The sequence below is a fragment of the Mesorhizobium sp. Primo-A genome, assembly GCF_003997175.1.
Lineage (GTDB): Bacteria > Pseudomonadota > Alphaproteobacteria > Rhizobiales > Rhizobiaceae > Mesorhizobium > Mesorhizobium ciceri.
Map to the genome: position 1 here is coordinate 46,103 of NZ_RZTG01000016.1, position 23,082 is coordinate 69,184.

A 23,082-nucleotide genomic window follows, 5' to 3' on the forward strand; every position below is an offset into this window, starting at 1 on the left:
CGACCGACAATCCGGGCAACACAATTCGGCGAGGCGGTTGACGCAGGCGTCAAGGCCCGTCAATCATCGCCCGCAAAATCGCGGTCTCAACAAACGATCCGAGAGCAGGGAAGAAACGATGGAAAAAGCCGAAATCGGCCTGATCGGCCTTGGCACGATGGGCTCCAACCTGGCGCTCAACATCGCCGAGCACGGGCACCGCATCGCTGTCTTCAACCGCACCAGGGCGCGCACCGATGCCTTTGTCGAGAATGCCGGCGCACTCAGGGACATGGTCGTGCCCTGCTACAGCCTTGAAGAGCTCGCCGCCGCGATCCGGCCGCCGCGCCCGATCATCATCATGGTGCTGGCCGGCAAGCCGGTCGACGAACAGATCGCGGCACTGCGTGGCGTGCTGTCGGCCAACGACATCGTCATCGATGCCGGCAACGCCAATTTCCGCGACACGATGCGGCGCTTCTCCGAGCTTTCCGGTTCGGGTCTCACCTTCATCGGCATGGGCGTGTCCGGCGGCGAGGAGGGGGCACGCCACGGGCCGTCGATCATGGTCGGCGGCACGGAGGACTCATGGAAGCGCGTCGAGAAGGTGCTGACGGCGATCTCCGCCAAATTCAAGGACGAACCCTGCGCGGCATGGCTCGGCACCGACGGCGCCGGACATTTCGTCAAGACCATCCACAACGGCATCGAATATGCCGACATGCAGATGATCGCGGAGATCTACGGCATCCTGCGCGACGGCCTGGGCATGGGCCCGAAAGAGATCGGCACGGTGTTTGCCAACTGGAACAAGGGCCGGCTCAACTCCTACCTGATCGAGATCACCGCCAAGGTGCTGGCCGCCGACGATCCGAAGACCGGCAAACCGGTGGTCGACATCATCCTCGACCGCGCCGGCCAGAAGGGCACCGGCAAATGGTCGGTCATCGAGGCGCAGCAGCTCGGCATCCCGGCCACCGCGATCGAGGCGGCGGTGGCGGCGCGCGTTCTGTCGTCGATCAAGGACGAGCGGCTGGCGGCGGAAAAGGCCTATGGCAACATCGGCGTGACGAAGATTTCCGGTGACAAGGACGCCTTGCTGAAAGATCTGGAACTGGCGCTGTTCGCCGGCAAGATCGCCGCCTACGCCCAAGGTTTTGCGGTGATGAGCGGCGCGTCGAAGGAATTCAACTGGAACCTGCCGATGCCGACCATCGCCAGGATCTGGCGCGCCGGCTGCATCATCCGCTCGCAGATGCTCGACACCATGGCGGAAGCCTTCAGCAAGGGCGGCGCCTCGACCAACCTTCTGATGGCGCCGGCCTTCATCTCGCTGATGCAGGAAGCGCATCCGTCGCTGCGCCGCATCGTGGCGAGGGCTTCGGAGGCCGGCTCGCCGGTTCCGGCGCTGTCTTCCGCACTTGCCTATTTCGACAGCTATCGCCAGGGCCGCGGCACCTCGAACCTGATCCAGGCGCAACGCGACTTCTTCGGCGCGCACGGCTTCGAGCGTATCGACGACAAAGGCGCGTTCCATGGGCCGTGGGGAAGCGGTGCGGCTGGCTGACAAGCCGGCCCAAGAGCCTAAACGGAAACCGGGGGTCTGAACGCCTGAACCTCGCTGGTGGCGACCAGGCGCTGCAGCGAGCCGGGTGCGGCGCCGCCGATCCAGCCGAGCACGGAGCGGGCGAGATCGGAGCCGGCCAGGCGGAAGTTCTCGTTGACGACGAGCAATTCCGGCCGGAACAGGTGCAACAGGTCCGACGACTGCTTGGACACGACATCGACGTCGCGGCCAAGTTTGAGGCCGGCATCTTCGATGCCGGCGACGATAGCCAGTGTCGCGGCGGCAGCGCTGCTGACGAAGCCGTCCGGCCTGTTCTCGCGGCGCATCACCTGCGCGGTCCTGGTCCTGATCTGCTCGATCGTGTGATCGATGGAAACGGTGTTGAACGGAATTTCGCTGGCGCCGACCTCGCTCAGCGCATCGGCAAAGCCGTTCAGCGTGTGGCCATAATAGGTCAGCCCGGGTGGCGGCGACAGAAGCGCCAGCTTGCGCCTGCCCATGCTCGCCAGGCGGCGCACGGCTTCCATCGCGAATACATGGTTGTCGAAGTCATGGTAGGGGTGGACCAGGCCCATGTCGGTGCGGCCATGCGTGGCAAAGGGCATGCCGTGCTCGAGCATGTAGCGGGCGCGTGGATCGTTCGGTTGGGTGCGCGAGATGATGACGCCATCGGCCGAGCCGGTCTCGACGAGATAGCGGATCGGCTCCATCGGATCCTGCGAGCGGGAATAAGGCGTGACGATCAGGTGATAGGGCGTTTCGGCGAGCACTTCCGAAACGCCGTAGATGATGTCCGAGACGAAGCTCATGATCTCGCGGTCGGTGTTGAGCACGAGGCTGATGACATTGGTCCTGCCGGTGCGCAGACGCACGCCGGCGCGGTTCGGCCGGTAGCCGATCTGCTTGGCGACGAGTTGGACGCGGCGCCTGGTTTCGGCGCCGATTTCCGGGGCATCCTTCAAGGCGCGTGACACGGTGGTGACGCCGAGCCCGGTCATGAAGGCAAGCGTCTTCAACGTCGGCCGTCCCTGTGCCGAGTTCTCCCCGTTCTTGTCCGTACGCTGTCTGTCCATTCGTCCCGCCCGTCAGGCGCATAGCAGCCGCGGGCCATGTCGGCAATCGCCGTCATAGCGATACGATATGCGTCCCAGCCCCGGCAAAGCGTCAATATACTGAAACGTTACAGATTGCCAGTATCGAGATGTATGTCCTCGTCACGAGGTGGATGGTTCTTTTTGCGAAACGCATTGGGATTCCAGGAGAAATCGCCCTGCCGCCGCCTTTTGCCCGTATCAGGCGGCATTTCGGTGTTTGCGCCGCAGCAAACCATGCTGCAGTGCATGAGAAGCGCGATCATTCAGGCGGATTTGTTCGCGGCCCGAAAAAATATCGAGGGCGCTTCGTTGATGGGTTGCACAGCCCGCGCAATTGCCGTATCGAAAATCTGTAACGTTTCAGATTCTGGGAGGAGCCGAAATGCGATACAGATTTTTGACCGCTGCCCTGGCGGCGACGGCTGCACTGCAATTTGCCGGCCAGGCGGCCGCGACGGACCTGGAAGTCACCCATTGGTGGACTTCAGGCGGCGAGGCCGCGGCGGTTGCGGAACTTGCCAAGGCATTCGATGCGACCGGCAACCACTGGGTGGACGGCGCCATTGCCGGCTCCGGCGGCACGGCGCGGCCGATCATGATCAGCCGCATCACCGGTGGCGATCCGATGGGCGCCACGCAGTTCAACCACGGCCGGCAGGCGGAAGAGTTGGTGCAGGCCGGCCTGATGCGCGACCTCACCGACGTCGCCACCAAGGGCAAGTGGACTGATGTCGTGCGGCCGAAGAGCCTGCTCGACGGCTGCACCATCGACGGCAAGATCTATTGCGTGCCCGTCAACATCCATTCCTGGCAGTGGCTGTGGCTGTCCAACGAAGCCTTCGCGAAGGCCGGCGTGCCGTTGCCGAAGGACTGGAATGAATTCGTGGCGGCAGCGCCGGCACTGGAGAAGGCCGGCATCATCCCGCTCGCCGTCGGCGGGCAAGCCTGGCAATCCTCCGGTGCCTTCGACGTGCTGCTTGCGGCTGTGGGCGGCACGGACACGTTCCTCAAGGTCTACAAGGACAAGGATGCCAAGTTCGCCGCCGGGCCCGAAGTCGCCAAGGTCTTCAAGGCCGCGGACGATGCCCGCAAGATGGCGAAGGACACCAATGTGCAGGACTGGAACCAGGCGACCAACCTGGTCATCACCGGCAAGGCGGGTGGCCAGATCATGGGCGACTGGGCACAGGGCGAGTTCCAGGTTGCCGGCAAGACCGCCGGCAAGGACTATACCTGCCTGCCGGGCCTTGGGCTGAACGAGGTCATAGCCACGGGCGGCGACGCCTTCTACTTCCCGCTGCTCAAGGATGCCGACAAGAGCAAGGCGCAGGAGGTGCTGGCCGAGACGCTGCTCGATCCCAAGACGCAGGTTGCCTTCAATCTGAAGAAGGGTTCCCTGCCGGTGCGCGGCGACGTCGATCTCAACGCGGCGAACGACTGCATGAAGAAAGGCCTCGCCATCCTCGCCAAGGGCGCCGTCATTCCATGGACGGACCAACTGCTTTCGCAGGACACCCAGAAGCAGAAGGAAGACCTTTTCGCCGAATTCTTCGCCAAGCCGGAATTGACCGTCGAAGACGCACAGAAGCGCTTCGCCGACCTCATCGCTTCGGCGGACTGACGCTGGCGGCAAGCCACCTCGCTCCCGGCCTTGCGAATGCAGGGCCGGGAATGCACCGCCCTTACCCAGCCGGCTGACGAGATGAGCAAGAGCGAACGCCCCAACCTTCTGTTCCGCAACCTCAATGCGAAGGTCGCCTCGATCCCGATGATCCTCACCGCCATGGTGGTTTTCGTCGGCGGCACCGTTTGGACGGTGCTCTATTCCTTCACCAATTCGAAGCTCTTGCCGCGGCTGAATTTCGTCGGGCTCGACCAATATTACCGGCTGTGGGCGACGCCGCGCTGGCTGATCTCGATCGAGAACCTGCTGATCTACGGCGCGATCTCGCTGGTGTTCTCGCTGGTCATCGGCTTCCTGCTTGCAGCACTGCTCGATCAGAAGATCCGCTTCGAGGACACGTTGCGCACCATCTTCCTCTATCCTTTCGCGCTCTCCTTCATCGTCACCGGCCTGGTCTGGCAGTGGCTGCTCAATCCGGATTTCGGCATCCAGCATGTGGTCCGTGACTTAGGCTGGACGAGCTTCAGCTTCGACCCGCTCTACAATTCCAGCATCGTCATCTACGGCATATCGATCGCGGCGCTGTGGCAAGGCACAGGGCTCATCATGTGCCTGATGCTGGCTGGCCTGCGCGGCATTGACGAGGACATCTGGAAGGCGGCGCGGGTGGATGGGATCCCGATGTGGAAGACCTATCTGTTCATCGTCATCCCGATGATGCGGCCGGTCTTCATCACCACGCTCGTCATCATCGCTGCCGGCATCGTCAAGGTCTATGACCTCGTCGTGGCCCAGACCAGCGGCGGCCCAGGCATCGCCTCCGAAGTGCCGGCCAAATACGTCTACGACTATATGTTCTTCGCCCAGAACCTCGGCCAGGGCTTTGCTGCCTCGACCATGATGCTGCTCTCGGTGGTGATCGTCATCGTGCCCTGGGCCTATCTCGAGTTCGGGCGGCGCAAATGAGCATGGCAGACATCACCGCTCAAGCAAGCACCGCCGCCGGCGCGCGCCAGGGCATCACCGATCCCTACGGCCCGAAGCCGCGCCGCGTGATTTCGCGCCGCAACGTCTTCCTATACGGCACATTGTTCGTCATGGCGGTCTACTACCTCTTGCCGCTCTACGTCATGGTCGTCACCTCGCTCAAGGGCATGCCGGAGATCCGGCTCGGCAACATCTTCTCACCGCCGCTCGAGATCACTTTCGAACCGTGGGTCAAAGCGTGGTCGACTGCCTGCACCGGCCTTAACTGCGACGGGCTCTCGCGCGGCTTCTGGAATTCGGTGCGCATCACCGTGCCGTCAGTGCTGCTGTCGATCGCCATCGCCTCGGTGAACGGTTATGCACTGGCCAATTGGCGCTTCAAGGGCGCCGATACGTTCTTCATCATCCTGATCGTCGGCGCCTTCATTCCCTACCAGGTGATGATCTATCCGATCGTCATCATCCTGCGCGAGATCGGCCTCTATGGCAGCCTCAGCGGGCTGGTGATCGTCCATTCCATTTTCGGCATGCCGATCCTGACGCTGCTGTTCCGCAATTATTTCTCCTCGATGCCGGAGGAGCTGTTCCGGGCGGCACGTGTCGACGGTGCCGGCTTCTGGGGCATCTTCCTGCGCATCATGCTGCCGATGTCGCTGCCGATCTTCGTCGTCGCCATCATCCTGCAGGTGACCGGCATCTGGAACGACTTCCTGTTCGGCGTCGTCTACACCCGCCCCGACACCTATCCGATGACGGTGCAGCTCAACAACATCGTCAATTCGGTGCAAGGCGTGAAGGAGTACAACGTCAATATGGCCGCAACCATCCTGACCGGGCTTGTGCCGCTCATCGTCTACTTCATCTCCGGCAAGCTTTTCGTACGTGGCATCGCCGCCGGCGCGGTGAAGGGGTGATGGCGATGACGGCAGCCAACGATACCAGCGTTTCGATCCAGGACCTGTCGCTGAATTTCGGCGCGGTGACCGTCCTGGAGACGCTCAATCTGGATGTCGCCGATGGCGAGTTCATCGTGCTGCTCGGGCCGTCCGGCTGCGGCAAGTCGACCTTGCTCAACTGCATTGCCGGCCTGCTCGACGTTTCCGAAGGCCGCATCTTCATCAAGGGCAAGAACGTCACCTGGGAAGAGCCCAAGGACCGCGGCATTGGCATGGTGTTCCAGTCCTATGCGCTCTATCCGCAAATGACGGTGGAGAAGAACCTGTCCTTCGGGCTGCGTGTCGCCGGCACGCCAAAAGAAGAGATCGCCAAGCGGATCACGCGGGCGGCTGAAATCCTGCAGATCGAACCGCTGCTGCAGCGTAAGCCGGCCGCACTTTCCGGCGGCCAGCGCCAGCGCGTCGCCATCGGACGGGCGCTGGTGCGCGATGTCGACGTGTTCCTGTTCGACGAGCCGCTGTCCAATCTCGACGCCAAGCTGCGCGCCGAACTGCGCGTCGAGATCAAGCTGCTGCATCGCAAGCTGCAGAACACCATGATCTACGTCACCCACGACCAGATCGAGGCGATGACGCTGGCCGACCGCATCGCGGTGATGAAGGGCGGCGTCATCCAGCAACTCGATGCGCCGCAGACCATCTACAACCGTCCGGTCAACCGCTTCGTCGCCGGCTTTCTCGGTTCGCCCGCAATGAACTTCGTCGATGGCCACCTGGAAGACGCCGACGGCGGCTGGCGGTTCGCGGCCGGGGATATCAAGATCCCGCTCGGCACTTACGACTTTGCCAAGCCTCCGGCTCCCGGCCCCGTCACATTCGGTATCAGGCCCGAGCATGTCAGCCTGAACAGCGGCACCGGCTGGCCGTTCTCGATGGCCGCCAATGTCGAGGTGGTCGAACCCATGGGCTCCGACACGCTGGTCTGGCTGAAGCTTGCCCAGCAGAATTTCAGCGTCCGAGTGACCTCGGAACGCACGCCCAAGAACGACGAGGCGGTGACGCTTGGATTCGATCCGATGCGCGCCTCGCTTTTCGACACCGCAACCGGCACACGCATCTAGCTTCCGAGAACCAACCTTCCAACGACGATCCCCAAGCAAAACGGACAGAGACGATGAATTGGTCATTCCAACTTTACAGCGCCCGCAATTTCCAACCCTGGGACGGTGTGCTCGCCATGCTCGGCAAGCTCGGCTACGCCCAGGTCGAAGGTTTCGGCGGCGTCTATGATGATCCCCAGGCATTCCGCGCCGAGCTCGACAGGAACGGGCTTGCCATGCCGACTGGGCATTTCTCGATCGACGCGCTCGAGAACGATTTTGACGGCGTGCGCAGAACCGCCGACGCACTCGGTATCACGCTGCTCATCTGTCCTTTCCTGATGCCCGACCAGCGGCCATCCGACGTGGCCGGCTGGCGTGGTTTCGGCGAACGCCTGGCCAAGGTCGGTGATGCCGCGAAAAAGGCCGGCTACGGCTTTGCCTGGCACAATCATGATTTCGAGTTCAAGAAACTTGCCGACGGATCGGTGCCGCAGGACCACATCCTGTCATCCGCGCCCGATGTCAGCTGGGAGATGGACGTTGCCTGGGTGGTGCGCGGCGGCGATGATCCGCTGCCGTGGATCGAGAAACACGGCAAGCGCATCAGCGCCGTCCACGTCAAGGACATGGCCAAGCCCGGCGAGGGGCTGGATGAGGATGGCTGGTCGGATGTCGGCCATGGCACCATCGACTGGGCCGCCCTGATCAAGGTGTTGCGTGCCAGGAGTGCTGCCCAATACTACGTCATGGAACAGGACAACCCCAACGACATCGAGCGTTTCGCCCGCCGCTCCATCGCAGCCGCCAAAACCTATTAGGAGCAACCAGCATGGCAAAGAAACTTGGCATCGGCGTGATCGGCTGCGGCAACATCTCGAAGGCGTATTTTTCGCTGGCGCCGCTGTTCCGCGGCATTGAAATGCGTGCCTGCGCCGACATCAACATGGAGGCGGCCAAGGCTCGGGCGAAGGAGTTCAAGCTGCGCGCCGACACCGTCGAAGACCTGCTCAAGGCCGACGACATCGACATCATCGTCAACCTGACCATCCCGGCGGTGCACTATGAGGTGTCAAAGCAGATCCTCGACGCCGGCAAGCACGTCTATTCGGAAAAGCCGTTCGTGCTGTCGGTCAAGGAAGGGCTCGACCTTAAGAAGCGGGCGGAGAAAAAGGGTCTGCGCATCGGCTCGGCGCCAGACACTTTCCTCGGCGGCGCGCACCAGCTGGTACGCAACCTGATCGACACCGGCAAGCTTGGCAAGGTCACGAGTGGCACGTGCCATGTCATGGGCCACGGCATGGAGCACTGGCACCCCAATCCGGATTTCTTCTTCCAGCCAGGCGCGGGGCCGGTGCTCGACATCGGACCATATTACATCACCAATCTGATCCAGCTGATCGGGCCGGTGAAGCAGGTCGCGGCCTTCGCGACGACGCCGGCCAAGGAGCGCACGATCAGTTCAAAGCCGCGCGCGGGTGAAAAGATACCGGTCAACACGCCGACAACCATCCACGGGCTGCTGGAGTTCGAGAACGGCGCCGTTATCACGCTCAACACCAGCTGGGACGTCTGGGCCCACGGCCACGCGCCGATGGAGCTTTATGGCGAGGCGGGTACGGTGTTTGTGCCGGACCCGAACTTCTTCGGTGGTGACGTTCGCTTCACCGTCGCGGCCAAGCCGGTCAAGAAGCTGCCGAACTGGCCGCATCCGTTCGGCGTGCCCAACGAGATGCATTCGCAAGGCATGATGGCCAACTACCGCACGTCAGGCCTTGCCGATATGGCGGTGGCGATCGCGGAAGGTCGGCCGCACCGCTGTTCGATGGAGCTGGCGCTGCACGCCGTCGACGTGATGACCAGCCTGCTGCGTTCCGGCGAAACCGGCAAGTTCGTCGCCATGCAGACCACCTGCGAACGGCCGGCCGCACTTGGCGTCAAGGAAGCCAAGGCGCTTTTGGCGAAGAAGAAATAGGGCAGCACACCTCAACCCTCTCCCCGTTTCGACGGAGAGAGGGTAAGGGTGGGGGGCAGAGCCAACTCGCCGCGTTGTGACGAATGCAGCCGACCGGCTCGTTTCCATTCGAGGATTTTCCGATGCCCTACACGCCCGCCGAAAATCGTTACGAGAAAATGGTCTACAACCGCTGTGGCCGCTCCGGCCTGAAGCTGCCGGCGATCTCGCTGGGCCTGTGGCACAATTTCGGCAACGACACGCCGCACAAGACCAAGCAGGCGATCGCGCGCAAGGCCTTCGACCTCGGCATCACGCATTTCGACCTCGCCAACAATTACGGTCCGCCGCCCGGTTCTGCCGAAACCGCCTTCGGTGAGATCCTGCGCACCGACTTCGCTGCCTACCGCGACGAACTGATCATCTCGACCAAGGCCGGTTACCAGATGTGGGCCGGGCCCTACGGCGAATGGGGTGGGCGCAAATACATTCTGGCCAGCCTCGACCAGAGCCTCAAGCGGATGGGGCTCGACTATGTCGATATCTTCTATTCGCACCGTTTCGATCCCGACACGCCGCTGGAAGAAACGATGGGTGCGCTCGACCATGCCGTGCGCTCGGGCAAGGCGCTCTATGCCGGCATCTCGTCCTACAATTCGCAGCGCACGCGCGAGGCGGCCGATATCTTGAAGCAGCTTGGCACGCCTTGCGTCATCCACCAGCCGAGCTATTCGATGCTGAACCGCTGGGTGGAGGAAGACGGCTTGCTCGACACGCTCGAAGGGCTCGGCGTCGGCTCCATCGTGTTCTCGCCGCTGGCGCAAGGCATGCTGACGGACAAGTATCTCGGCGGCATTCCGGACGGCAGCCGTGCGTCGCAGGGCAAGTCGCTGAAGACAGCCTTCATCAACGACAAGACCATCGCCAACATCAAGGCGCTCGACGCCATCGCCGGCAGGCGCGGACAGACGCTGGCGCAGATGGCGCTGGCCTGGGTGCTGCGCAAGGGGAGGGTGACCTCGGCACTGATCGGCGCCAGCCGGCCGGAGCAGGTCGAGGACTGCGTCGGCGCGCTCAAGGCGCTCGACTTCAGCGATGCCGAACTCGCCGAGATCGACACATACGCGCGCGAATCCGACATCAATCTGTGGGCGGCTTCTGCCGAGCGCAAAGGCCCGCCGAGGAAATAGGTCCGCTCGATAAGCCGGCAAAGCGAAAAACGGCGGGCAACCTGCCTGTTGCCCCGCTCCGATCGATGTTCTCGGCGGCCTTGCGGGCAGAATGCTGGAAACAGTAGCAAAAATGCCTGTTCGTCGCTATCTGGATGGGACATGGATCGTTTGTGCGCGGCGCAAGCGACGCAAGGCGAGTTGGAAACAGGATCATGGCGGCAAGGGATGTGCTGACGAAAAACCAGCTGTGCGTGCTCGAGAAACTCGAGACCGCCAGCGGACCGCTCAGTGCCTACACCTTGCTCGACCAATTGCGCGAGCGCGGTTTTCGCGCACCGCTCCAGGTCTATCGCGCGCTCGACACGCTGGTGAAGTCAGGTTTCGTGCATCGGCTTGAAAGCATCAATTCCTTCGTCGCCTGCGCCGAGCCGCATGACCACAGCCATTCGATGACTGCCTTCGCCATTTGCGACACATGCGGGCAGGTCACCGAAATGTCAGACCACGATGTCGGCCACAGCTTGGACGAATGGGTGCGCTCCACCGGCTTCGCCGCCAAGAAGGCGGTGATCGAGTTTCGCGGGACATGTGCCAAGTGTTTGGCTGAGGCGGCTTGAGGTGAGTTGAGATTCAGATGATGCCGGCCTGCAAATGGCGGCTTCCTGCCGCTTCCGGTGCTCACGTACGAAAAGTACGCTCCGCTCCGGTTCTCGGAATCCACCATTTTCGGCTCGGCCTGATCTGAATCTCAACACAACTTGCGTTGGTGCTAATGCGCCTCGTCCCAGTTGTTGGCGGCTCGCGCGTCGACATGCAGCGGCACCGACATTGAGACCGCCGGCATCGCCGCGTTTTCCATGACATGACGCACGACCGGGATCGTCGCCTCGACTTCCGCCTCGACGGTCTCGAAGATCAGTTCGTCATGCACCTGCAGCAGCATGCGTGCCGAAAGGCCTGCTTTTTCCAGCGCCTCCTCCATGCGGATCATGGCACGGCGGATGATGTCGGCGGCGGTGCCTTGCAGGCGGGCATTGATCGAGGCGCGTTCGTTGAAGGCGCGGAGCGAGGGGTTGGACGATCTTATGTCGGGGTAATGGATGCGGCGGCCGAAGATCGTTTCGACAAAGCCGTGCTCGCGGGCATAGGCCTTGGTCTCCTCGATGTAATCGCGGATGCCGGGGAAGCGCTCGAAATATTTCTTGATGTAGTTGCCGGCTTCCTCGCGCGGGATCGACAGCTGGTTGGCGAGACCGAAGGCCGAAATGCCGTAGATGATGCCGAAATTGATCGCCTTGGCGCGGCGGCGAACCTCCGAGGGCATGCCTTCGACCGGCACGTTGAACATCTCCGACGCGGTGATGGCGTGGATGTCGGCGCCGTCGGCGAAAGCCTGCCGCAGTTGCGGGATCTCGGCGACATGGGCGAGCACCCGCAATTCGATCTGGCTGTAGTCGGCCGAGACCAGCCGATGGCTCTTGTCGGTGATGAAGGCGGTCCTGATCTTGCGGCCCTCGGCGGTGCGCACCGGGATGTTCTGCAGGTTCGGATCGGAGGATGACAGGCGTCCCGTCGTCGTAGCGGCCAACGCGTAGGAGGTGTGGACGCGCTTGGTGTCGGGGTGGATGAAGCCGGGCAGCGCATCGGTATAGGTCGATTTCAGCTTGGTCAGCTGGCGCCAGTCGACGATCTTGCGCGGCAGTTCGTGACCTTCGGCAGCGAGATCTTCGAGAAGCTGCGCCGAGGTCGACCACTGGCCGGTCTTGGTCTTCGAACCGCCGGGCAGGCCCATGCGCCCGAACAGGATGTCGCCGAGCTGCTTTGGCGAACCGATGTTGATGCGTTCGCCGATGAGCTGGTAGATTTCCTCTTCGAGGCGAGCGGCGCCCTGCGCCAATTCGCCGGAGAGCCGCGAGAGGATCTGCCTGTCGACCGAGATGCCGCGCTGTTCCATGCGCGCCAGCACCGGCACCAGCGGCCGCTCCAGCCGCTCATAGACCGACACCAGGCCCTTGGCGGCAAGCCGCGGTTTCAGCACCAGCCAGAGCCGCAGCGTCACATCGGCGTCTTCGGCGGCATGAGCCGTCGCCTTGTCGATGTCGACCTGATCGAAACCGACCGAGCTTTTGCCCGAGCCGGTCACGTCCTTGAGCTGAAGAGGAGTATGACCGAGCCACTTTTCGGCAAGCGCATCCATGCCGTGACCATGGGGCGTACCGGCATCGAGCACGTAGGAGATCAGCATGGTGTCGTCGAACGGTGCGACATCGATGCCGTAGCGGCTCATGATGACAAGATCGTATTTCAGGTTCTGCGCGATCTTGAGAACCGATCTGTCTTCGAGCAGCGGTTTCAGCACCGCCAGCGCCTCGCGCAGCGGAATCTGGTTTTCGAGCGCGCCACCACCGAGCAGGTCGCCATTGCCGCTCATGTGGGCGAAGGGAATGTAGGCGGCGCGTCCGGGAGCCGTGGCGATGGCCATGCCGATCAGTTCCGCCTGCATCGGATCGGCGGATGTCGCCCTGACGTCGAAGGCGGCGATGCCAGCCTCCCGTGCCTCGGCGACCCAGGCTTTCAGGGTCGAGATATCGCGGATGCAGTGATAGGCCGAAATGTCGATCTTGCCGGTGGCCGCGCGCTCCAGCCTTAGTGCCGCGAGCAGGGAGGGGGTATCGCCTTGTTTTGACGTCTCCGCCGTCCCGCCGGCTTCGTCCGGTTCAGTGCCAGGCGCGTTTCGGGCAACCGGCGGCAAACCGGCGCCAACGTCCGGGCCATGGGCATGATCGGCGCGTTCGACGGTGACCGCGACGGCCTGGACGTCGCCGGCCTCGGTGCTGGTCGCTTCCGCGACACGGCGGGTCAGCGAGGTGAATTCCATGGTCTTGAGGAAACCGATCAGCTTCGGGCCGTCGGGCGCGTGCAGGACGAAATCCTCCAGACCCTCGGTCACCGGTACGTCGTTCATCAGCGTCACCAGCTGACGAGAAATGCGCGCCTTGTCGGCGTTGGCGATGATCGATTCCCGGCGCTTGTCCTGCTTGATCTCGCCGGCCCGGGCCAGCAGCGTGTCGAGGTCACCGAACTGTTCGAGCAGTTGCGCCGCCGTCTTCGGCCCGATGCCGGGCACACCAGGCACATTGTCGACCGAATCGCCGGTCAGTGCCTGCAGGTCGACCATCTTCTCCGGCGGCACGCCCCATTTCTCGATGACCTCCGGAATTCCGATCTGGCGGTCCTTCATCGGGTCGTACATGGCGACCGTATCGCCAACCAGTTGCATCAAATCCTTATCGGAGGAGATGATGGTGGTATCGCCGCCGGCTTCGCAGGCGAGCCTCGCATAGGTGGCGATCAGATCGTCAGCCTCGTAGCCTTCGATCTCGACGCAGGGCAGGTTGAACGCCCTGGTCGCCTGGCGGATCAGGCCGAATTGCGGGATCAAATCTTCCGGCGGTGCCGAGCGGTTGGCCTTGTATTCGGGGTAGAGGTCGTTGCGGAAGGTTTTTGACGAATAGTCGAAAATGACGGCGAAATGCGTCGGCACGATGCCTACATCGGTATTGCGGGCGTCGAGCATCAGCTTCCACAGCATGTTGCAGAAGCCGGAAACGGCGCCGACCGGCAGGCCGTCGGATTTGCGGGTCAGCGGCGGCAGCGCGTGATAGGCACGGAAGATGTAGCCGGAGCCGTCGACAAGGAAGAGATGATCGCCTTTTTTCATGCCGGCAGGGATAGCGCGGCGCGGCGGCTTGGTCCATGCCAAAGGCAGCCTCGACTATCGGTTCCGGCAACACCCTGACAGATCGCCGTCACCCTGCTCACGCCCATGTTACAAAACTGTAATTTTCGTGCCCTTGAATCGCCACGTTCAGAGACCCAAATACACGTCATCGGCAGTTTTCGCCGAGTCCGGAGCAAGGCCCGTCCCCCGCCTATCCCGGACACCTGCGGCAGCCTATCCCCCCTCTCCGGGCTGCCGCATCGTTTCGAGTAGAAGGCCGCCGTGGTTCCCCCTCCACCACGGCGGTCTTTTTTTGCCTCGCAGAGACGTTTGCAGCCCGTGGTCCAATGATCGCGGGCTTTTCGTTTTCCCGTCATGCCTTTACGGTTCCGGTTCTGAATCGAAAGGCTTCACATATGTCCGCAGTTTCCCCCGTCCTCGACCGTCTCGACAAGAATCTCGACCAGAGCCTCGAGCGCCTGTTCGGCTTGCTCAGGATCAAGTCCATCTCCACCGATCCAGCCTATGCCGCCGACTGCCGCAAGGCGGCGGAATGGCTGGTGGCCGAACTCGAGCTGATCGGCTTCGACGCCAGCGTTCGCGACACGCCCGGCCACCCGATGGTGGTTGCGCACCATGACGGCCCGGCCGGTTCGCCGCATGTGCTGTTTTACGGCCATTATGACGTTCAGCCGGTCGACCCGATCGAATTGTGGGAAAGCGATCCGTTCGCGCCTGCTGTCAAGGAGGTCGGGCCGGACCACAAGGTGATCGTCGGTCGGGGGTCGGCCGACGACAAGGGCCAGTTGATGACCTTCGTCGAGGCTTGCCGCGCCTGGAAACAGGTGCATGGCAATCTGCCTTGCCGCATCACCATCCTGTTCGAGGGCGAGGAGGAATCCGGTTCGCCTTCGCTGAAGCCGTTCCTCGAGGCCAATGCCGGCGAACTCAAGGCCGATTTCGCGCTGGTCTGCGATACCGGCATGTGGGATCGCGACACGCCGTCGATCTGCGTCGGATTGCGCGGGCTGGTGGGTGAGGAGATCACGGTGAAGGCCGCCGACCGCGACCTGCATTCGGGCCTCTATGGTGGTGCCGCCGCCAACCCGATCCGCGTCCTGGCCAGGGTGCTGGCCGATGTCCACGACAAGGACGGCCACATCACCATTCCCGGCTTCTATGATGGCGTCGAGGAAACGCCGTCGCAGATCCTGAAATCATGGGAGACGCTCGGCGAGACTGCCGAGACGTTCCTGGGACCGGTCGGCCTGTCGATCCCGTCGGGCGAAAAGGGCCGCTCCGTGCTGGAATTGACCTGGGCGCGGCCGACGGCCGAGTTCAACGGCATCATCGGCGGCTATACCGGCAAGGGCTTCAAGACGGTGATCGCGGCCGAAGCCTCGGCGAAGGTCTCGTTTCGCCTTGTCCACAAGCAGGACCCGAAAAAAATCCGGGCCGCGTTCCAGAAGTTCGTCAAGGAGCGCATTCCGGCCGACTGTTCCGTCGAATTCCATCCGCATGGCGGCTCGCCGGCAATCCAGCTTTCCTACGACTCGCCCTTCCTGGCCAAGGCCAAGAATGCGCTGTCCGACGAATGGCCGAAGCCGGCGGTTACGACGGGCAGCGGTGGCTCCATTCCGGTTGTCGGCGATTTCCAGACCTATCTCGGCATGGAATCGCTGCTGGTCGGGTTCGGCCTCGACGACGACCGCATCCACTCGCCCAACGAGAAATACGAGCTCAGCTCCTTCCACAAGGGCCAGCGCTCCTGGGCGCGGATTCTCGATGCCTTGACGCGCTGAGCAGCGGAACCCCTGTTTTCCTGTTGATTTTTCAGCCGATCGCGGCGAGGACGGGCCACAAGATAAAGCGCTGCAGCATCCCCTGCGGGTCAGGGGGCACTGTAGGGCTCGACCGGAGAAGACAATGGCCGATATCCGTTTCCATAAAAACGACCTGCCCGACCTCTCGCACTACAATGTCGGGGCAGTGGCCATCGACACCGAAACGCTCGGGCTCAATCCGCATCGCGACCGGCTGTGCGTGGTGCAGATTTCGCCCGGCGACGGCAGCGCCGACGTCATCCAGATCGCGCCCGGCCAGAAGAAGGCGCCGAACCTCGTCAGCCTGCTGAGGAACCGTGGCGTAACCAAGCTGTTCCACTACGGCCGCTTCGATCTTGCCGTTCTCTACAATGCGTTCGGCGTCATGCCGGAGCCGGTGTTCTGCACCAAGATCGCCTCGCGGCTGACCCGCACCTATACCGACCGCCACGGGCTCAAGGACATCTGCTTCGAGCTTCTCGGCGTCGGGCTGTCCAAGGCGCAGCAATCGTCGGACTGGGCGGCCGAGACGCTGTCGCCCGAACAGCTCGAATATGCGGCTTCCGACGTGCTCTATCTGCACCGGTTGCGCGATGTACTGGCCGGACGGCTGGCGCGCGATGGGCGGACCAAGGAGGCCGATGCCTGCTTCCGCTTCCTGCCGACGCGTGCCAAGCTTGACCTGATGGGCTGGGACGAAGAGGATATCTTCGCCCATAGCTGAGGGCCGTTGGCGCGCTCCGCGGGCCGGTGACCGTTTGGAACCGGATACAGGCCGTCGCGTTCTGTCGGCTCAGTTTGTCGGTGCAATTGGGGATAATGACATGGCGGACAGAAAGCCGATTGCGACCGCGCCGACAGACGGCTCCAAGGTCTCCGTGACCTGGAAGGACAGCGACGGCGTCATCAACGAATCCATCGCGCAATATCGCGACGACGGCTGGTGGGTCTATATCGACAGTCACACGCAAAAGAAGGTCGAGCCGACCAGCTGGCGCCCTGCCGCAAGCGACGACGACGATCAATAAGCGCGCCGCTGGTGAGGCCGGCTGCTTTCGAATAGCCTAAGCTGTTGATGTCGAGGCCGATTCGGGCTTTCCGGTCCGCGGTCGCCCTCTTGCTCGGAGGAAATCGCTATGGGTGTCGAAAGCTTGCTCGTCTTCATCATCATCGGTGCCATCGCCGGCTGGCTCGCCGGTCTCATCGTTTCCGGCTTCGGCTTCGGCCTGATCGGCAACATCATCGTGGGCATCGTCGGTGCGTTCATGCCGGCTGGCTGTTTCCGCGGATCGGCTTTTCCATCGGCCGCGGCACTCTCGCCGCGATCATCCATGCCACGATCGGCGCCATCATCCTGCTGGTACTGGTCAAGGTTCTGAAACGAGCCTGAGGCTCGACAACGCAAAGAGCGCGCCATGAAACAGAATACGCTCTATCTCGTCATCGGCGCGCTCGTCGTCGTGGTCATCGCGCTCGGCATCTATGTCTATCGCGAGCAGACCAAACCCAAGGGCGTCGAGCTCAAGATCGACGACAAGGGCATTTCGATCCAGCAGAACTAAGCCATGCGGGGGCGCGACATGGTTGCTTCTGACGCCCCGGAAGACGTCGATCAGCCCCCGATCACCGTGGCGGAGTGGGAGAGGCTGAACCGGCCGCCAAGGCGCGAGGCGCTGCTGCGCTATCGTTGGCGGGTGTTTCGCTTTCTGAGGACATCCGCACCGGTCAGCGAATTGCAGGGGCAAGAGCAGGTATTCCGCGATGCGGTCGTCGCCACCGTGGCCTTCAACCGGCCCGAAATGATCGAATGGCAGATCCACCTGGTACGCCGATACCTGGCCGAGCACGAAAGCTACATCGTTTTCGACAACAGCAACAAGGGCGAGGCAAGGGAAGCAATCCGCGATCTCTGCCGTCGCCAGCATGTCCCCTATGTCGCATTGCCGAAGAACAGGCTGGTCGTCAGCAGATCGCACGGTCAAGCGCTCAACTGGATCGTGCGGAATTTCTTGCCCAGGTTCGGGCCGAAGCTGTTCGGCTTCATCGATCATGACATCTTTCCGACTGAACCGTTTTCGATCCGCGCCCGGATGGAGGGCAAAAGCCTCTACGGCAGCGTGCGGCGCGATACGCCGACGCCAGGCGGCTGGTTCCTGTGGCCCGGCTTCTGTTTTTTCGACGGAAGCCTTTTGCGGCGACGGCTGGATTTCGCCCCGAGCTACAAGTTTCATATGGATTCCGGCGGCGGCAACTGGCCTGTGCTCTACAGGTCGATCGATCCGGCGCTGGTTCGATTCGCTGAAAACAAATCGCTTCGCTTCGGCGCCGGACATGATCAATCCGAGGATTTTTTCATGATGGTCGAGGGCTGGCTGCACGTCACGAACGCCTCGAACTGGAGGCGACAGCCGGTCGACAGGGGCGAACACATTGTCGCGCTGTTGCGGCAAGCCGGCGGTCCCGACCAGCCGGATGTGAAGTTCGAGCCCATCTGAACGAGACAGCGAACAGCGTGGCGTCAGTAACCTGCAAAGAGCAGACGCTGGCGTTTTTGGCTGCCCAACCCCAAGGCCGGCATTCGAACACGACTTAACCCGCCCTTAAATCGCCGCATCTACTCTTCAACCCGAACGCCATAGGCATCGGGGACATCAAGCACAGCGCATGGCGAACCGCAGAGACAGTCGCATCGAACCCAGTTTCGAGGGGCCGCCGCAGGCGCGGTCCTCGGCGGGTCTTTCGGTGAACGAGGAGGATCGCGTCGTGCCGAGCAATCGCAAAGCCTCCGCAAAACGCAAGCCGGCCAAAGGGAAATCGTCGCGGGTCAAGCGCGGCAGAAGCCGGCGCGGCCTGTTCGGCGTGCTCGGCCGGCTGTTCTACTGGTGCTTCGTGCTCGCCATCTGGGGCGGCATCGCCGTGGCCGGCATCGTCATCTACTACGGCGCCAAGATGCCGGCGGCGACGACCTGGTCGATTCCCGACCGCGCCCCCAACATCAAGATCGTCTCGGCAGATGGCCAATTGCTCGCCAATCGCGGCATGAGCGGCGGCGAGGCGGTCGGCCTGCACGAAATGTCGCCCTATATCCCGGAAGCCGTCATCGCCATCGAAGATCGGCGCTTCTACTCGCATTTCGGCATCGACCCGATCGGGCTTTCCCGCGCCATGGTCACCAATGTGCTTGGCGGGCATTTCTCGCAGGGTGGCTCGACGCTGACCCAGCAATTGGCCAAGAACCTGTTCCTGACACCCGACCGCACGCTGGAGCGCAAGGTGCAGGAAGTGCTGCTGGCGCTATGGCTGGAGCACAAGCACACCAAGGACCAGATCCTCGAAATGTACCTGAACCGGGTGTATTTCGGCTCTGGCGCCTATGGCGTCGAAGCCGCCTCGCGCCGCTATTTCGGCAAGAGCGCGCGCGACGTCACCCTGTCGGAAGCCGCATTGCTTGCCGGCCTGCTGAAGGCGCCGTCGCGGCTGTCCCCGGCACGCGATCCGAAGGCCGCCGAGGAGCGCTCGCAGCTGGTGCTTGCCGCCATGCGCGACGAGGGCAAGATCAGCGCCAAGGAACTGACCTCGGCGATGAGCGCGCCGGCAACGCGTGCGCCGTCCTATTGGACCGGCTCGGAGAATTACGTCGCCGATACCATCATGGAGGAACTGCCCGACCTGATCGGCGACGTACGCGGCGATATCGTCATCGACAGCACCGTCGACCTAAACCTGCAGAAGCTCGCCGAGCAATCGATCCGCAGGCTGATCGACGACAGCGGCAAGAAACTCAACGTCAGCCAGGGCGCCCTGGTGTCGATCGACGATTCCGGTGCGGTGCGCGCCATGGTCGGCGGCTACGACTATTCGACCAGCCAGTTCGACCGTGCTTCGGAGGCACGTCGCCAGCCGGGTTCGGCATTCAAGCCGTTCGTCTATATGGCCGCTCTTGAAGCCGGCCGCACGCCCGACAGCATCCGCAACGATGCGCCGATCAAGATCGGCAACTGGACGCCCGACAATTACGGCGGCAAGTATTTCGGCAAGGTGACGCTGGCCACTGCGCTGGCCAAGTCTCTGAACTCGGTGGCAGCGCAGCTGACCATGGAGGTCGGGCCGAACGCGGTTGTCGAGGCGGCGCACCGCATGGGCATCCAGTCCGACCTGACAGCCAACACCTCGATCGCGCTCGGCACTTCGGAAGTGACGCCGCTGGAGTTGACATCGGCCTATGTCCCCTTTGCCAATGGCGGCTACAAGCCCGACATCCATTTCATCCGGCGCGTGACGACCACCGAGGGCAAAGTGCTTTACGACAGCGGCGGCGGCAGCGCGCCGCGCGTCGTCAAGCCTGAGATCGTCGGCATGATGAACTCGATGATGACGGGCACGGTTGAGATCGGCACTGCCCGGAAAGCGGCTTTCGCCTGGCCATCGGCCGGCAAGACCGGCACCAGTCAGAATTCGCGCGACGCCTGGTTCGTCGGCTACACCGCCAATCTCACCACCGGTGTGTGGTTCGGCAATGATGATGGCAGCCCGATGAAGAAGGTCACCGGCGGCGCACTGCCGGCGCAGGCCTGGCACGAGTTCATGGTTGCGGCCCACGAAGGTGTGCCGGTGCGGCCGCTGCCCGGCACCTGGAAATCGACGCCGGGCGACACAATCGTCCCCGACGAGATACCCTCGGCGAACAACACGGCGCCGGTTCCGTCCACGTCGGTCGGCCAGCAGGCACCAGCGCGGCCAGCAGCGCCGGTTGCCCAAGCGCCAGCGCCGGTCCGCGCGGCTCGTCCCGCCCAAACCGTCGATGCCGATGGCCTTTCCATGCCGGGGGATGACGGCGCCACCGCGTCGATCAAGCACCCGGTGCCGCCAGGCGACGTTGGCGGCCCGCGCAAGAAGCGGCAGACCTCGATCCTCGACCTCCTTGGCGGCTGAGTAGACCTGCTAATTCGCCTTTGGTTTGGCGCTGCCCAGCTTCTTGCTGTCAAAGGTCAGTTTGTCGCTGTGAATTTTGCCGTCGCTGATGGTGAGGTGCTTGGCGCAGGAAAGCGCGCCGGACGACTCTGTCATCAAGTCATACATTAGCAGCGCCTGGTGGTCGTCTCCGAAGGCCGCGATCATGCGCACACCGGTCACATCCTGTGAAAGTTTGGTCAGGCCCTCGAGGTAGGGGGCCTTGCCAGTCGACTGTTGCATCGGCCCATCAAAAACGACGTCGTCGGCGACATAGGATGCTGCCTTTTCGAGGTCGTGTCCTGTCCACGCTTTGGTGAAGGCGGTGGCGATGTCGAGGGGTGCTGTCTGTGTCATGACTTTGTCCTGATAGATTGATTCAGAACCCCGCACCCTTTCCGCATTCAAGGACCAACGGCGAGCCGGCTTCCCGGTTCCTCCTTTGAGGTGAATGGTGACATTTCGGCCTCTCGCCACCTCGGCGGCGTTCGGCTACATCTGCCGGCTGGAGACCTGAAATGACTGAGCTCGACACCCGAAAGACCATCGTGCTGACCGGCGCTAGCCGCGGCATCGGCCACGCCACCGTCAAGCGTTTTTCGCGCGAGGGCTGGCGCGTCATCACCTGCTCCAGGCAGGCTTTCGCCGAGGACTGCCCGTGGCCGGCCGGGCCGGAAGACCACATCAAGGTCGATCTCGCCGATCAGGAGGATGTCGGCATCGCCGTCTCCGAAATTCGCCACCGGCTGGAAGCGCATGGCGGCCAGTTGCATGCGCTGGTCAACAATGCCGGCATTTCGCCGAAGCTCAAGGACGGCAACAGCCGCATGAATTCGATCGACACGCCGATGCATGTCTGGCGCGACGTGTTCCAGGTCAATTTCTTCGCGCCGATCATGCTGGCGCGCGGGCTGTTCAAGGAACTGGCGGCGGCCAAGGGCTCGATCGTCAACGTAACCTCGATCGCCGGAACCCGCGTGCATCCTTTCGCCGGCACGGCCTACGCGACATCGAAGGCGGCACTCGGCTCGCTGACGCGCGAGATGGCGCATGATTTCGGTCCGCACGGCATCCGCGTCAACGCGATTGCGCCGGGCGAAATCGATACCGCGATCCTGTCGCCGGGCACGGACAAGATCGTCGAGACCATTCCTCTCAGGCGCCTTGGCACCACGGCCGAAGTCGCCGACATCATCTTTTTCCTGTGCTCGCAGCAGGCGTCGTATGTGACTGGCTCGGAAATCCACATCAATGGCGGCCAGCACGTGTGACAAAACAGGATGCTCATCCTGTTATGGTGAGAACAGCCTTGCCGCTGAAGCTGCGCTGTCGCAGTGCGTCCAGCGCTTGAGCGACGTCTGTCCACGGCGCCGTCAAGGCCACGCGCGTTTCGAGCCGGCCGGCTGCGACCAGAGCGAGCAGTGAGGCGATGTCCTCGCCGATGCCTGGACCAGACGTGTAGTACGCAAAAGTCTGAAGCCTTGCCCCTTCATGATCCGGAACGAACTGGCGGAATCCGACGGGCGTCAGCTCGCCGCTGCTCGAACCGAACATGACGATGGTCCCGCCAGGTGCGATACGTTCGATCGCGCGTGCGAGGCTTTGGCCGCCGACCGACTCGGTGATCAGCGAGAACGGCCCCTCGGCCAGATCGATCGCTTCGACAACCTGCCGGGCTCCGAGGCCGCGGAGATCGTCGGCGTGCCGGGCCGCGGCGATTGCCGTCACCGAGGCGCCTTGCTCGCGGGCGATCTGGATCTGAAAACGGCCGACCGCTCCGCTTGCACCGGTGATCAAGACCTGCTGGCCGGCGAGGTCGCCGCCATGGCGTAGAGTCCTTAGTGCCGTCGTACCGGCGACAGGAAGTGTGGCTGCGGAAACGAAACTGACGTCATCCGGCAGGACGGCGAGACGGTCGATTGGGACTGCGATGCGTTCGGCCCAACCGGCCTCGTCGACCAAAGCAACAACCCGGGCGCCGACGGCTGGCCCGGAACCATCGGCTGCTCTTCGTTCGACAATCCCCGCGATGTCCTGGCCGGGTATCCAGCCCTCGGGGCGTATGGCAAGCAGGCGCAGTTCGCCCCGGTTCAACGAAGTTGCGTGGACAGAGACAAGCGCTTCGTTCGAAGCCGGTTGAGGCTCGGCGATGTCGGCGAGCCTCAACCCGGTCGCGCTTTCGGGAGAGATGACCAGGGCGAGCATGGCGTACCTT

The 23,082-nt window shown here is 62.9% G+C and carries 21 protein-coding genes and 1 pseudogene; 18 read left to right on the forward strand and 4 right to left on the reverse strand.

Translation table 11 applies throughout. The features are described 5' to 3' along the window. Positions 1-118: 118 nt before the first annotated feature. Positions 119-1,546, forward strand: coding sequence for an NADP-dependent phosphogluconate dehydrogenase (gene gndA, locus EOC83_RS26850; RefSeq protein WP_063169025.1), 1,428 nt, complete (start codon positions 119-121; stop codon positions 1,544-1,546). Between the two features lie 17 nt (positions 1,547-1,563). On the opposite strand, the gene EOC83_RS26855 is transcribed toward gndA, so the two are convergent. Beyond that, positions 1,564-2,619 carry a LacI family DNA-binding transcriptional regulator gene (locus tag EOC83_RS26855; RefSeq protein ID WP_063169024.1) on the reverse strand — a complete coding sequence of 352 codons (1,056 nt, stop codon included), beginning with the start codon at positions 2,617-2,619 and terminating at the stop codon, positions 1,564-1,566. A gap of 152 nt (positions 2,620-2,771) precedes the next feature. Between EOC83_RS26855 and EOC83_RS26860 the strand changes: the two genes are divergently transcribed. The 9 genes from EOC83_RS26860 (at position 2,772) to EOC83_RS26900 (ending at position 10,990) form a co-directional block, all read left to right on the forward strand. Beyond that, on the forward strand, positions 2,772-2,996 hold the full coding sequence (locus tag EOC83_RS26860; protein WP_127224157.1) for a hypothetical protein: 225 nt from the start codon (positions 2,772-2,774) through the stop codon (positions 2,994-2,996). 26 nt (positions 2,997-3,022) lie between these two features. Further along, positions 3,023-4,261: an ABC transporter substrate-binding protein gene (locus tag EOC83_RS26865; RefSeq protein ID WP_063169023.1), complete on the forward strand. Its 1,239-nt coding sequence runs from the start codon at positions 3,023-3,025 to the stop codon at positions 4,259-4,261. Between the two features lie 81 nt (positions 4,262-4,342). Continuing rightward, positions 4,343-5,230 carry a sugar ABC transporter permease gene (locus EOC83_RS26870; protein WP_024504415.1) on the forward strand — a complete coding sequence of 296 codons (888 nt, stop codon included), beginning with the start codon at positions 4,343-4,345 and terminating at the stop codon, positions 5,228-5,230. 2 nt (positions 5,231-5,232) lie between these two features. Continuing rightward, complete coding sequence (locus tag EOC83_RS26875; protein ID WP_024504414.1) at positions 5,233-6,165, forward strand: carbohydrate ABC transporter permease; 933 nt, start codon at positions 5,233-5,235, stop codon at positions 6,163-6,165. A 5-nt stretch (positions 6,166-6,170) separates the two neighbouring features. After that, positions 6,171-7,268 (forward strand): sn-glycerol-3-phosphate ABC transporter ATP-binding protein UgpC, encoded by a 1,098-nt coding sequence (gene ugpC / locus EOC83_RS26880; RefSeq protein ID WP_027161308.1) that lies wholly within the window; start codon positions 6,171-6,173, stop codon positions 7,266-7,268. Between the two features lie 53 nt (positions 7,269-7,321). Next, positions 7,322-8,068, forward strand: coding sequence for a sugar phosphate isomerase/epimerase (locus EOC83_RS26885; protein WP_063169022.1), 747 nt, complete (start codon positions 7,322-7,324; stop codon positions 8,066-8,068). Between the two features lie 11 nt (positions 8,069-8,079). Then, the gene (locus tag EOC83_RS26890; RefSeq protein WP_063169021.1) at positions 8,080-9,222 is read left to right on the forward strand and encodes a Gfo/Idh/MocA family oxidoreductase; all 1,143 of its coding nucleotides are present in this window, start codon (positions 8,080-8,082) and stop codon (positions 9,220-9,222) included. A 122-nt stretch (positions 9,223-9,344) separates the two neighbouring features. Next, on the forward strand, positions 9,345-10,391 hold the full coding sequence (gene mgrA, locus EOC83_RS26895; RefSeq protein WP_013529545.1) for an L-glyceraldehyde 3-phosphate reductase: 1,047 nt from the start codon (positions 9,345-9,347) through the stop codon (positions 10,389-10,391). 194 nt (positions 10,392-10,585) lie between these two features. Then, positions 10,586-10,990, forward strand: coding sequence for a Fur family transcriptional regulator (locus tag EOC83_RS26900; protein WP_013529546.1), 405 nt, complete (start codon positions 10,586-10,588; stop codon positions 10,988-10,990). A 152-nt stretch (positions 10,991-11,142) separates the two neighbouring features. Here EOC83_RS26900 and polA read toward each other — a convergent pair whose 3' ends face one another. Beyond that, positions 11,143-14,094 carry a DNA polymerase I gene (gene polA, locus EOC83_RS26910; RefSeq protein WP_063170336.1) on the reverse strand — a complete coding sequence of 984 codons (2,952 nt, stop codon included), beginning with the start codon at positions 14,092-14,094 and terminating at the stop codon, positions 11,143-11,145. A gap of 416 nt (positions 14,095-14,510) precedes the next feature. On the opposite strand from polA, the gene EOC83_RS26915 reads away from it, so the two are divergent. The 7 genes and pseudogenes from EOC83_RS26915 (at position 14,511) to EOC83_RS26945 (ending at position 20,849) form a co-directional block, all read left to right on the forward strand. After that, the gene (locus EOC83_RS26915) at positions 14,511-15,896 is read left to right on the forward strand and encodes a M20/M25/M40 family metallo-hydrolase (protein ID WP_063170335.1); all 1,386 of its coding nucleotides are present in this window, start codon (positions 14,511-14,513) and stop codon (positions 15,894-15,896) included. A 124-nt stretch (positions 15,897-16,020) separates the two neighbouring features. Then, on the forward strand, positions 16,021-16,641 hold the full coding sequence (locus EOC83_RS26920; RefSeq protein ID WP_013529549.1) for a ribonuclease D: 621 nt from the start codon (positions 16,021-16,023) through the stop codon (positions 16,639-16,641). A gap of 100 nt (positions 16,642-16,741) precedes the next feature. Further along, positions 16,742-16,945: a hypothetical protein gene (locus EOC83_RS26925; RefSeq protein WP_013529550.1), complete on the forward strand. Its 204-nt coding sequence runs from the start codon at positions 16,742-16,744 to the stop codon at positions 16,943-16,945. 108 nt (positions 16,946-17,053) lie between these two features. After that, positions 17,054-17,307, forward strand: a pseudogene (locus tag EOC83_RS26930) (GlsB/YeaQ/YmgE family stress response membrane protein). Positions 17,308-17,332: 25 nt separating this feature from the next. Next, entirely contained in the window at positions 17,333-17,479 is a 147-nt protein-coding gene (locus EOC83_RS26935) for a hypothetical protein (RefSeq protein ID WP_013529552.1), read from the forward strand. An 18-nt stretch (positions 17,480-17,497) separates the two neighbouring features. Beyond that, positions 17,498-18,412 (forward strand): hypothetical protein, encoded by a 915-nt coding sequence (locus EOC83_RS26940; RefSeq protein ID WP_063170334.1) that lies wholly within the window; start codon positions 17,498-17,500, stop codon positions 18,410-18,412. 169 nt (positions 18,413-18,581) lie between these two features. Then, positions 18,582-20,849, forward strand: coding sequence for a transglycosylase domain-containing protein (locus EOC83_RS26945; RefSeq protein ID WP_063169020.1), 2,268 nt, complete (start codon positions 18,582-18,584; stop codon positions 20,847-20,849). Between the two features lie 9 nt (positions 20,850-20,858). Here the strand turns inward: EOC83_RS26945 and EOC83_RS26950 are convergent, their stop codons facing one another. Continuing rightward, on the reverse strand, positions 20,859-21,224 hold the full coding sequence (locus EOC83_RS26950) for a nuclear transport factor 2 family protein (RefSeq protein WP_027161316.1): 366 nt from the start codon (positions 21,222-21,224) through the stop codon (positions 20,859-20,861). 161 nt (positions 21,225-21,385) lie between these two features. Here EOC83_RS26950 and EOC83_RS26955 point away from each other — a divergent pair, with 161 nt between their 5' ends. After that, positions 21,386-22,138: an SDR family oxidoreductase gene (locus tag EOC83_RS26955; protein ID WP_013529556.1), complete on the forward strand. Its 753-nt coding sequence runs from the start codon at positions 21,386-21,388 to the stop codon at positions 22,136-22,138. Between the two features lie 13 nt (positions 22,139-22,151). On the opposite strand, the gene EOC83_RS26960 is transcribed toward EOC83_RS26955, so the two are convergent. Further along, a complete protein-coding gene (locus EOC83_RS26960; protein WP_013529557.1) occupies positions 22,152-23,072 on the reverse strand; it encodes a zinc-binding dehydrogenase in 921 nt (306 codons plus the stop codon). Positions 23,073-23,082: the final 10 nt, after the last annotated feature.